Source organism: Carboxylicivirga sp., from assembly GCF_982718395.1.
The window spans coordinates 18,425-31,162 of the sequence record NZ_CEXQWX010000064.1 but is presented as its reverse complement, the minus strand read 5'-3'; the positions used below and the strand labels follow the sequence as shown (position 1 = coordinate 31,162).

Here is a 12,738-nt window from a genome sequence, read left to right as displayed (position 1 = left end):
CCTCTTATGAAGAAGCATTACCTAAATAATTGATTAACCCTTTCAATCTAATTTCAATATGTTTAACTAAACTCATCTCAATGAAAAGAATCATTACCATTATGGGACTACTTTGTGTGGTGGTTTCATTATCAAAAGCTCAGAATTTTGATGAAAATTTTGAGAGTAAAGGCAAAAAGCGTCTTTATTACAACAGCCATTGGTATCAGCTAATGAAGTCTGAGGACCCCAATGTGTTTGAAGTAATGAAGGCGTATAAGGACTTTTTCGAAGGGAGAAAATTAGAAGAGAGCCTGGAAACCCGAGAGTACAAAAAATGGCTTCGAAAAATCGGAACCAACTTTGACGCAAAGGGTAACCTATTGAAAACAACTGTTAACCCCACTGACCATGATATTGTTGCAAAGGCTGCCAGTGAGTTGAAAAGTACGACTAGCAGCTGGACTTTGCTTGGCCCTCATAAAGTGGATATGCAGGCTCCGATGCAAAGTGCTCACCCAACACAAGGAGTAGTGCGAAGTATTGCTGTGCATCCAACCAACTCCAACATTGTTTTAGCTGCTTCAGTTTCTGCAGGTATTTGGAGATCAACAGATGGAGGAAGTACCTGGAATTGTGTTAGCGCTGACCTTTTAGTGGGATCGGTGAAAGGTATTGCATACTGTAAGAATTCACCTAATGTGGTTTATGCAGCCAGCAATTCTGGTGCCCTGAAATCAACTGACGGAGGATTGTCATGGAGTGTTACCGGTTTAGATTGGACGGCTAATTATCCAGGTGGCGGAGGTTCCAACAATATCGCGGTTGATCCCAATAATCCGGATAGAGCCTATATGGCTGCTGCATGGGGCTTGTATACAACTAGCAACGGAGGTAACACCTGGAATCAAATGTTTAATAGTGAAACATGGGATGTGGAGATACACCCTTCTAATTCTGCAATTATCTATGTGGCTGTGAGTAATGGAAACGACTGGAATAATCGATGGATCGAATTTTGGCGTTCATCGGACTATGGTGAAACCTGGACCAATATATTACAGGGATATCCCACAAAAGGTTCCAATGAAAACATGGGGCGTGCCGAAATAGCTGTTTCTGCAGCTGCTCCAGATAATGTTTGGGTTGTATGTCCCGGTGGTAAAAATGTTGGTAGTTCCAATCAGGTAGAGGGAATTTATGGTATTTATAAATCAACAAATACAGGGGCGTCCTTTACTCATCATTGCTGTGGCTCCGAAGGTGTAGAATCTAATCCTACAGCAGCAGCTCCCAACATGATTGATTATGACGAAGATGGTATTGGAACAGGTGGCGGACAATATACATGGGATATGGCGTTTGCAGTTTCGGATACTGATCCTGATTATATGTTGTTTGGAGGTATCAATTTATGGAAAAGTGCCGATGGTGGTGCCTCATGGAGTTGTGTCAAACGAGGACATCCTCAATCAAGCAGTACCTGGACGCATTATGACATTCAGGGAATTACCATAAAAGGCAATCATACCTGGATCACCACCGATGGAGGTATGCATTACTCATCTGACCAGTGTACTACCATTACCAATAAGAGTTTCGGTTTTGTAGGAATTGAAGTGTGGGGCTTTGATCAGGCTTGGAAATCAGATATTATGGGGATTGGAATGTATCATGGTCCCGTTGAGATTCGGGATGATAATATTTACGATGGCTGGTATGTGAGTTCAGGGGCTGATGCCGGAACGGTAATGGTTAATAAAGGAGATGATCAGTATCTCTATGCGCGTCCGTGGGGAAGTGTGAAGATTACGCGTTCTGCTGACCGGATTACGCAGCCTGTGGTTGTGGACTTAGGAGCCAATTGCCCTTCTTATCTTAATCCTATAGAGACATTTCAGCATCGTTATTACCATACTTTCTATACGTTGGATGACAGTAAAGTTCTAAAAACAACTGACAATGGAGGTAGCTGGACTGAGGTGAAAGATTTCGGCAGCAGCTATTACGTGAACCGCATTACAACAGGCTATCTGAATCCGGATGTGGTGTGTGTCATTGTGAATTGGAATACCGTTTACCAATCCAATGACGGAGGTGCTAACTGGACCAATATCACACCTTCTTCTTCTGTTTCGATGGGTAAGAGTTTCTCAAACATAGCCATTGATGGTGCAGATTCAAATATTATGTGGCTGACCATGGGAGGTAAGCAAAGTGATGTAAAAGTTTTGAAAACAACCAATGGTGGAAATTCCTGGATCGATTATTCAGGACCGGTTGGTAATTTGCCGTCTTACCAGATCAATCACATTGCCAATCAGAACGGGACTAATGGTGGTGTTTATATTGCCAACTCAGTTGGGGTTTGGTACAGAAATAATAGTATGACTGAATGGCAGGCGTTCAACAATGGCTTACCAATGGCTACGGATGCTTGGTTCATTCGCCTGAACTATGCTAAAAACAAGATTCGTATCGGAACACAGAGAGGTGTGTGGGAAAATGAATTGTACGAGAATTCATCAACCATGGCCAATGCCATGGTTGCAAGTAATGATGTAGTTGTTAATATTCCGGTCAGCTTTGTGGATCATTCGGTGGCACTTGAAAATGCGACTTATGCCTGGAGCTTTCCAGGTGGTACACCAACTACTTCAAGCGATGAAAAGCCTCAAATCACCTATACACAAGCTGGAACTTACGATGTGTCGCTTACTGTAACAGATGCTAATGGCAGCAACAGTCAAACATTCAATAACATGGTTACTGCTACGGTTGTGCAGTCAGCTGTAGATAAAACCAACTGGACGCTTCAATCTGTTAATAGTGAGCAGACAGGTGATGAGGCTACACGGGCGTTCGATAACAACACAAGCACATTTTGGCATACTCAATGGAGTCCGTCATCTCCTGATTATCCACACGAAATACAAATTGATTTGGGTGAAAGTTATAATTTGGAAGCATTTAGCTACCTGCCACGACAGGATGGAAGCCAGAATGGCATGATTAAAGATTATGAGTTTTACGTATCTGCTGATGGATCAAACTGGGGAACTGCAGTTAAAGCAGGTACCTGGAATAGCACTACTGATATGAAAAAGGAATTCTTCACTCCAAAAACCGGTCGATACATAAGGCTGGTTGGCATATCAGAAGTGAATGGGAACGCATGGGCTTCTGCAGCTGAAATTGATGTGTATGGTGCTTTGGATACAGGAGGAAGTAATGATCCTAATTTGTCCATTAACTACGTTGACAGTGAACAGTCAGGTGAAGCTGCTGATCTTGCTATAGATGGTGATTCCAATACCTATTGGCATACTCAGTGGAGTCCTTCATCCCCGGGTTATCCTCATGAGATAATATTAGATTTGGGTGATAATTTTACTGTATCCGGTTTTAAATATCTACCTCGTCAGGATGGCAATCAGAATGGACATGTGGCAGGTTATGAAATTTATGTCAGTTCCAATACCAGATTTAATAATAGTAAAAAGGTGGCCAGTGGTACCTGGACTTATAGTACTGCAGAAAAGATTGTTAATTTCTCTGGCAGGGAAGGTCGTTATGTGAGATTTTTATCCACATCAGAAGTGAATGGCAATGCGTGGGCTTCTGCTGCTGAACTGAATGTTATTGTAAGCTCACCGGTCTATACCTCAATTCCTGAACCAGATCGGGAACCAGCTGAACTTGAAGTGTACAGCAAAGAGCAAATTATTTACCTCCGTCACAATCTGGACGTGGAAAGTACTGTTCAGGTATTCAGTGTAAGCGGTCGAATAATAACCCAAAAGCAACTCAGTAAATATGAGAAGGAAGTCAATTTTATGAATGCAGCTCCGGGAATATATATCATCAACCTGATTTCTGATGGTCAAAAAATAACTAAAAAAGTAGTAGTTCATTAATCTTCACACTCTGTAGCCAGCAGGAAAAGCTGGTTACAGAGTGTAATTTCAAGAACCGATTAAACTATAGTTTCATACAAAAAATAAAGGCACTAAGTCAATTCCAAATATTATCTGCAACAACCAGATTTATTAAATAATGGTACTCGGTGTTTTCTACTAAGTTTGGAGAAAAGCCCTATTTTAATTTATTTTAACGGCTTCAAAAGAATACTGCAGTGGGAAATATTCGGGAAAGGGAACAAAAGCTATTAGTTGCGTTGGCAAATAATGAACCTAAAGCTTTTGAGTCGTTATATAAACTATATGGTAAACGTCTTTTTGAGTTTATTAACACTTACCTGAACTCCAAAGCAGATACCGAAGAAATTATTCAGGAAGTCTTTATTAAGATCTGGCAGAAGAGAAGCGAATTAGATTCGCAACAATCATTTAAAGGATACCTCTTTACAATTGCATATAATGCAATTAAAAAGTCCTTCAACAAGAAAAAGATTGAGGAAAAAATAAAATCAGAGTTTATTAAAGACCAATATAATGATTCAATAATTCCTGCAGAAGAAATCTCGCTTTCTGATGTAATGCAACGAATCAATTTAATTGTTGATCAGATGCCCGAAAAAAGAAAGCAGATCTTTAACTTGTGCAAAAATGAGGGATTATCTATTAAGGAAACAGCCAACTATTTAAATATATCTGAAAAAACTGTTAAGAACCAATTAACATCAGCATACCAGATAATTAGAGAACAACTAAAAAACAATCTTACCGTACTATTAGCACTAAATCTATTTTTTTAGTCAATTTTCTTTTAAAAAAAATCATCGATCAATAGGACCCTCTAAAACAATAAGGATAGTATAGATGAAGCTTGTTGTTTATGAGAAAAATTGAACTAATATTCCAGAAACTAAAAAATAAGGAAAATCTTTCAAAAGAGGATGCCAACCTTTTGCGGTCTAAAGTCAGTGATGAAGATAATTCTGAAATTAAAAAGCTCATGCATAATCATTGGGATGAACTATGTGATGATGACGATTTAACATTATCCGAACCCGATGACTTATTTTATAAGATCTTCTTTAAAACTCAGGAAACAGAACTTGTATCAAAGAAAAAAGATCACAGCATAGGTTGGTGGATACAACGTGCTGCTGCCATTTTACTTTTACCTTTAATCGTTTATATAGGCTGGAATAAGTTATCGAATAATGATGTTGAATCTTATTCGGCAGTCCCAATAACTATTGAATCCCCTTTAAACACAAAAACACGGTTCGCCCTTCCTGATGGATCTGTTGGTTGGTTACAGTCAGGATCGAATATTCAATATGTATTAAATGAAGATAATCAACGTACCATCAACCTTCAGGGAGAGGCTTTTTTTGACGTAGTTAAAAACGATAAACAACCATTCATTGTTAAAACCGATTACTTTAAAGTAAAGGTTTTAGGTACCCGCTTTAATGTTCAGGCCAATAATAAAAGTCCAACATCTAAAGTGTACCTTGAAGAGGGAAGCATTGAAATGCTTGGTATTAATAATGAACATCATGCACTTTTAAAGCCCGGAGAAGCCTTTGTTTATAACAAATTGGAACAGAACTATACCGTCGACAACGAGGCTAAAGACGAAAACCTGGCCTGGACAAAGGGTATCTTACTCCTGAAAAACAGCAGCTTAAAAGAGGCAGTATCTAAAATGGAACAATTTTACGATGTAACAATGGAAATTGCAGATAAAGAGCTTGAAACACTTCCCGTATATGCTAAAATCGAAAATGAGCGATTGGAGGAAGTTCTTGAGCTGACCAAAATGATTTTACCAATCAGATATAAAATTGAACCATCCAAACAGTTAAAGGATGGGTCATTTACAAAAAGAAAGGTGGTGATATACAAAAATCAATAATAAAAAAGAAAACAGGAAAGTGGTGGCACACGATCCTGTTTAAAATGCAGAGTGTTCAAAGCGTAATTTTTAGAACCCTACAAACATTACAAATTTATGAAAAAAAAACAGAAACCGTGGGTACGAAATCATTGTACCCCTAAAAGAGTAGTGCGGATTATGAAAGCAACTTTGGTCTTATTATTTATAGGCATTTTACAAGCTTGGTCTGCGAACGGTTTTTCACAAGAAAAACAGGTCAATCTCAAACTGAATAATGTTAAAATACTGCAGGTATTAAATGCATTGGAAGAGCAATCGGAATACAAGTTCTTCTTTAGTCCTCAAAGTATGGATGTCGATAAGCGAGTGAGCATTGACGTTAAGAATGAGGGAATAGAAAATGTATTGGAAGAGCTTTTTAAACAAAGTAACGTCACGTATCGGATTATAGACAATCAAGTGATCCTGACGCCTATTGCTCAAAATGCATCAGAAACTGTCACTCAACAAGACCATAAAGTAAGTGGTAAAGTGGTTGATGTTAATGGAGAGCCATTACCTGGTGTTAATGTTTTCGACAAAGCCAACCCAACTAATGGTGTAATAACCGGGATAGATGGGATGTATACTATTTCTGTTAATACTGCTGATGTTATAATTACATTCTCATACATAGGTTTTGAAAGTCAAGAAGTAAATGTAGCTGGAAGAAATTCAATCGACATTACACTTGTTGATGAATTCACTGACCTGAATGAAGTAGTTGTAGTTGGTTATGGCACACAGAAAAAAGTTAATTTAACAGGTGCGGTAGCAACAATAGATGGCGAAGCTTTAGAATCGCGACCAACAGAAAATATCCTTAAGTCTTTACAAGGAACCGTTCCTGGTGTTACCATTATTGACCGACCAGGAGGAGCGTCAATTAATATTCGTGGCCGGGGAACTTTTGCTGGAGCTTCAAGCCCACTATATATTGTTGATGGAATTGAAGTAAGCAGTGACTTCTTTAATAATCTGGATCCAACAATTGTTGAGAACATATCGTTTTTAAAAGATGCAGCTTCTGCGTCAATCTATGGCGCTAAAGCAGCATATGGTGTTGTTTTAGTTACGACTAAGCAAGGAAAAAGCGAAGCCTTAAATGTAACTTATAACGGCTCATTTGGTGCTCAAAAAGCAACTTATATTCCTGAAGTATTAAATTCTGCACAATATGCTGAAATGTATCGCATATCAGAGATAAACAGTGGCATAGAAGAAGCTAATTTACGTTATGGACTCGATGATATTCAAAAGTATAAAGATGGTTCTGATCCTGATTTATATCCAAATTCAAATTGGTTTGATTTAGTTCTAGAACCATCTGCAATATTTACCAAGCATAGTTTGAATTTGTCAGGTGGATCGGAAAAGGTACAGTATATTTTTGGTTTAGGATATCAACGCGATGAATCACTAACACCAGGATCGGCTACTGATCGTTACAATTTCTTGACAAAAACAACGGCTGAGTTAAAAGATTGGTTAACAGTTTCTACTAATGTTAATTTCATCTATAAGAAGTATGATAATTCGTTAGGAGGTGTTTCGTTAACAGAGTTTTTAAGACAGCCACCAACGCATGTTGCCCGTCATACAAATGGGAACTGGGGATCTGTCAGAGACTTTCGTCAGGCAACAGCTGAAGAGATTGGCTACAATCCATTACGCCGTTTACATACCAGAGGAAGAGATAATAGTGATACCAAACATTTTTTGGGTAACGTTAATGCAATTATCAAACCTTTTGACGGATTTAAATTCACTAATCAGTTAGCTTACAATTACTATGATTATCGAAAATTCGAATTTCTTAATACACTTGAGGGTGTGCCAAGTTATTTAAATCCAAATGAAGCTCCAATTGCAGGCTCTGATGTAAACCAAATGAAAAATTATTGGAGTTACAATGAAAAGTTTGTTTATGATGGCTGGATAAACTACGATAAAGTATTGAACACTGTTCACTCCATAGGTATCATGGTTGGTATGCATGCAGATTCGTGGCATTCCAAACACCTGGATGTCGGTCGTAAGATGTTCCCAAGTAATGATATGAACGCTATCAGCGGAGGTTCGACTGATCCTGATAATCAATTAACAACTTACGGCTCATACAACGAAGAAACCAGTCTATCGTATTTTGGACGTGCCACTTACGACTTTGATGGACGATATTTGTTCGAAGCCAATTTTAGAGCTGATGCATCATCACGTTTTGCCAATGTTGGTAAATGGGGTTATTTCCCTTCTTTCTCTGCCGGATGGCGATTAAGCGAAGAAGGATTCATGAGTGACCTCGATTGGCTTGATAATTTAAAAATAAGAGCTTCCTGGGGTAAAAATGGTAATATTCGAAACGTTGGCTTGTACGATACCTATGATACATTTAGTGGAGCTGGAACAGTTTACAACGGAGGAACTGTGCTACCGATATTAGTTGAAGGGCGAATTGCCAATCCTTCATTAACGTGGGAAAAGACAACAACAACAGATATCGGGTTCGACATGTCTATCAACAAAGGACTTATTGGTCTAACCTTAGATTACTATGTTCGCGTAACTGATGACATCCTGGTTGAGCAAACTGATATATTACCAGAGACCGGAATATCTAACTTACCATACAAGAACGTTGGTAAAGTTGACAACAGTGGTATTGAATTAGCCTTAACCCATCAAAAGAGCTTTGGTGATTTCTCTTACAATGTTGGTTTCAACCTGGCTTATATTAAAAACGAAATTACTGATCTTGGTGAAGGAATAGATAAATTGCCACCGAGCGGATACTGGATTAACCAAGTTGGTCAGGCTATTGGTAGTTTTTACATGTACGAAGCTGATGGCTTATACTCAACTGAGGATATTGCCAATGGTAATGTAGTTGAATTTGGTGGTTACGATATTGAGGCAGGTATGGTGAAGTTAGTTGATCAGGATGGTGATGGTGAAATTACCGCTGATGACAGAACAATTGTCGGAAGTGATGTACCAGATTTAACCTATGGCATTAACCTGGAGCTTAATTATAAAGGATTCTCATTATCGGCTTTAGGCCAGGGAGTATCAGGCGTTAAGCTATATATGGATAATGAGGCGTCACAAGCTTTCTTTAATAGCGCAGTGCCTCGTAAATGGCAACTTGATAATTGGACGCCGGAAAATCAAAATGCTCGATATCCTAAATTGTATAAAGAAAACGATTTAAGATACCAATATAATTCCATTCAGTCATCGTATTGGTTATTTGATGCTGATTATTTCCGAATCAAGAACATCACTCTTGGATACACACTACCAAAGCATTTAGTCACTTCCATTGGACTTGAAAAGGTTCGGGTATTCGTGTCAGGAGATAATTTGTTCACAATAAGAGGTGATAAGCGCATGGAAGATTTCGATCCGGAAAGATCATCTGGCCGTGGTGCTCAATTAGGTATGAAAACATATACCGGTGGTGTTTCAGTTACATTTTAATCAACAGTTATTAAATCAGAAAAGCAATGAAAATTAATTCATATATACATAAGCTAATATGGCTATTGCCATTAGTGGCATTTATGGCTTGTTCCGATGATTTTCTGGAAAAAGCACCAAACGATGCATTAGATCCTTCAAAAATTAATGCATCTAAAGCTGAAGAGTTACGCAATGCAATTTATGCTGAAATCCCGGGCAGTGGCTTAGTTTTTCAGGAAGGCTATGCCGATAATGGTTACTCACGCAACTGGTGGGATAGTAACGGTGCGTTGGTGCAAACCAATGCTGTATCGGGTTCTGAAAACTTTGGTTATGGCGACTGGAATCATTATGGTGATAAAGGAAATTCATATGCATCTATTCGTACCTGTAACATGTTAATAGCCAAATTAGCAGACTTTGATATTGAAGAAGATATGGCTAATAAGCTGGAGGCTGAAGCACGTATGTTAAGAGCCTGGTTATACATGGAGTTAACATTATATTATGGCGATGTTGCAATTGTAACAGATATAAATGCGGAATACCCTGATGGACTAGCCCGCAATCCGGCAAGCGAAGTTCGCAGCTGGATCTTGGATGAATTACAAGCTGCAGCAGATATCTTACCCAAGAATAATGACACAGGCAAGTTCAATAAAGCTATGGCTTATACACTCAAAGCCAGAGCAGCCTATTATTTCGGTAATTACGATCAAGCTGCTGATGCCGCCAGATATGTCATTGATGAAGGTGGGTACGCTTTACATTACGCTGGCGAATTATCCGATACGGAGCAAAAAGATGCTGATTACTTTAGAGATTTAGTTGATTTTGACGCTTTAGGAATTGATGAAGAGAGTTTTATTCAAGGTATATTTAACTACCGAAACATATGGAATGTTGACTATAACTCGGAAGCTATTATATCTAAAGAATATGTAGCAACTGAAGACCATGGTGATTTCAATCGCATAACATCTTTTCTTTCACCAAACCTATCAGAAAAGCAAGCATGGGCAACGATTGCTCCTCTGCAAGATTTGGTAGATGACTATTGGTTAGCCGATGGACAAACTGATGCTGTTGTGCCTGATAAAGACACCCGTGCGACATATTACAATAATTTAAGAAATGAGATAGCAGGAATTCAGGAAGGAGATGACCCGAATGATCCGAATGATAATTTGTCTTTTAGTCAGGCAGTAGCAAGCATCTCTGATGAATTGGCAACTCGCCCATACCTGGCTGAGTTTCTAAATCGCGATAGTCGATTGTATGCATCCATTGTATTTCCCTTTTCAGCTGTTAATACGTACTTCGATGGGAATTATCAGGAGTATAATTACAGTATCAATAACTATGGGCAAACAGGGTTTGTCTGGCGTAAGATGAGTGGAGGTGATGATATAGTTTCAGTTTGGGGCGATTCATACCATTTAAGTGGGACAGATTTTCATGTTATTCGTTTAGCTGAGATGTTATTAATCTATGCCGAGGCTCACACACAAACTGACGGTTATGATGGAACAGTTGTAACTGAACTTAATAAATTGAGAGATCGTTGTGGAATGCCTGATGTACCAACAGGTTTAAGTAAGGATCAGGCATTGGAATTTATCCGACGCGAACGAAGAATTGAGCTGGCTGGTGAAGGTTTCCGTTATTTTGACATCCGTCTGTTTGAAGATGACAATCGTAATGGTGGCTTTAAAGGTCAACAAGCTGCAAGTGTTGTTATGCAAGGACAATCATACGATCCACAAGGTAACCCTAGTGCATTAAAAGTATGGGATCCACGTTTGATGTTAATGCCAATACCAACAACCTCACGAGATAAGAACCCGCTTTTAGATCAGAATGCCGGATATAACTAATCAAAAGAAGTGCCCTGCGGGGCATTTTTTTTACATTTATAACTACATATGAAACGAACATGTAAATTTTAATCTTAAAAATTACACACAGGGTAATGATTAAAATTTCTTGAGAGTTCCATGTGACAACTGAAAGAAAATTTAAACACATGAAAACAAAATCACTTTATTTCGTCTTATTCCTGTTTGGTTTTTCATCCTCCTTAATGAAAGCTCAACAAGAAACCTTAGCACCAACTCCTCCAATGGGCTGGATAAGCTGGAATCTGTTTGAAGGTAACATCAGCGAAAGCATTGTAATGGAACTGGCTGATGCAATGGTGGAAAATGGTCTGAAAGAAGCAGGATACGAGTATATTATTCTGGATGATCTTTGGCATGGAGGTAGGGATGAAGATGGAAAAATCTACCCTGATCCAAATAAATTTCCCAATGGGATGAAAGTTGTCGCTGACTATGTACACAGTGAAGGATTAAAGTTTGGAATATACACCGATATTGCTGAATACACATGTGCCGGAATGGTGGGAAGTCTTAACTATGAAGAAAATGATGCTAAGACATTTGCCGAATGGGGTGTAGATTACATAAAATGTGATTATTGCCATGCGCCAGAAGATCTATTTACAGCCATAGATCGATACGAGAAATTCATTAAAGCTGTGAGAGCAACGGGGCGTCCAATGGTATTTGCCATTTGTGAATGGGGACAGCGGGCACCCTGGCTATGGGGTAAGAAAGTTGATGGTCAATTATGGCGCACTACATGGGACTTACGTGATACCTGGGAGCACGGACGATATAATAGCGGACATAACGGCATAATGGAAGCATTAGACAGGCAAGTTGGATTAGAGAAGTTTGCTGGTCCGGGTCATTGGAATGATCCTGATATGTTGGTGATTGGTCTTAACGGAACTGGTGCATCCTCGTCCGCAAATGGCGCCAATGGTTGCACAATTACTGAGTATGAAGCACAGTTTAGTTTATGGTCACTTTTATCAGCTCCCTTGCTGATGACATGTGACATCCGTAACATGGATGCCAACACAAAACGCATTCTCACCAACCATGAGCTTATAGCTATTAACCAGGATAAGTTAGGCAAGCAGGCATCTCGCATTTATAAAAATGAAGCGGAAGAGATTTGGGCCAAGCCATTGGCAGACGGATCATGGGCCGTTGGTTTTCTTAATCGCGACAACAACAGAAAACGAAAAATTTCGCTCAATATCGCCCGGTTAGGTTTTGACGGTCAGGTTAAAGTACGCGATTTGTGGCAACACAAAGATCTTGAATTTAAACAATCAAATCTGATATCACTGACTGTGGAGCCTCACGAATGTAAGGTACTTAAGATTTCCAACAAGTAGGATTCATTAAAAACCAAACATTTAGGGATGAATATTGATAACGCTTTAATTATTTCCAAATGTATTCCCCCTTTTATCCCCCCTAATATTCCTCTTCTACTGATAACATTTGGAATATAATTATTGGAAATTAAAATTGGTACCCGATTGAAGGAACCTGATATATTAACAAACAATTGATTTTTGAGAATGGACAG

At 38.9% G+C, this 12,738-nt stretch carries 6 protein-coding genes; all 6 read left to right on the top strand.

Annotated elements, in window-relative coordinates:
* Positions 1-80 precede the first annotated feature (80 nt).
* The 6 genes from AC4MRQ_RS13125 (at position 81) to AC4MRQ_RS13100 (ending at position 12,541) form a co-directional block, all read left to right on the top strand.
* The gene (locus AC4MRQ_RS13125; RefSeq protein ID WP_491198136.1) at positions 81-3,896 is read left to right on the top strand and encodes a discoidin domain-containing protein; all 3,816 of its coding nucleotides are present in this window, start codon (positions 81-83) and stop codon (positions 3,894-3,896) included.
* A gap of 218 nt (positions 3,897-4,114) precedes the next feature.
* On the top strand, positions 4,115-4,696 hold the full coding sequence (locus AC4MRQ_RS13120; protein ID WP_491198135.1) for an RNA polymerase sigma factor: 582 nt from the start codon (positions 4,115-4,117) through the stop codon (positions 4,694-4,696).
* Between the two features lie 80 nt (positions 4,697-4,776).
* Positions 4,777-5,808 carry a FecR family protein gene (locus AC4MRQ_RS13115; RefSeq protein ID WP_491198134.1) on the top strand — a complete coding sequence of 344 codons (1,032 nt, stop codon included), beginning with the start codon at positions 4,777-4,779 and terminating at the stop codon, positions 5,806-5,808.
* Positions 5,809-5,904: 96 nt separating this feature from the next.
* Positions 5,905-9,309 carry a TonB-dependent receptor gene (locus AC4MRQ_RS13110; protein ID WP_491198133.1) on the top strand — a complete coding sequence of 1,135 codons (3,405 nt, stop codon included), beginning with the start codon at positions 5,905-5,907 and terminating at the stop codon, positions 9,307-9,309.
* Between the two features lie 26 nt (positions 9,310-9,335).
* On the top strand, positions 9,336-11,168 hold the full coding sequence (locus tag AC4MRQ_RS13105) for a RagB/SusD family nutrient uptake outer membrane protein (RefSeq protein ID WP_491198132.1): 1,833 nt from the start codon (positions 9,336-9,338) through the stop codon (positions 11,166-11,168).
* Positions 11,169-11,317: 149 nt separating this feature from the next.
* On the top strand, positions 11,318-12,541 hold the full coding sequence (locus AC4MRQ_RS13100) for a glycoside hydrolase family 27 protein (protein ID WP_491198131.1): 1,224 nt from the start codon (positions 11,318-11,320) through the stop codon (positions 12,539-12,541).
* Positions 12,542-12,738: the final 197 nt, after the last annotated feature.

Coding starts and splice junctions, on each gene's coding strand:
- AC4MRQ_RS13125 (WP_491198136.1), top strand. CDS start 81: ATGAAAAGAATCATTACCATTATGGGACTACTTTGTGTGGTGGTTTCA.
- AC4MRQ_RS13115 (WP_491198134.1), top strand. CDS start 4,777: ATGAGAAAAATTGAACTAATATTCCAGAAACTAAAAAATAAGGAAAAT.
- AC4MRQ_RS13110 (WP_491198133.1), top strand. CDS start 5,905: ATGAAAAAAAAACAGAAACCGTGGGTACGAAATCATTGTACCCCTAAA.
- AC4MRQ_RS13105 (WP_491198132.1), top strand. CDS start 9,336: ATGAAAATTAATTCATATATACATAAGCTAATATGGCTATTGCCATTA.
- AC4MRQ_RS13100 (WP_491198131.1), top strand. CDS start 11,318: ATGAAAACAAAATCACTTTATTTCGTCTTATTCCTGTTTGGTTTTTCA.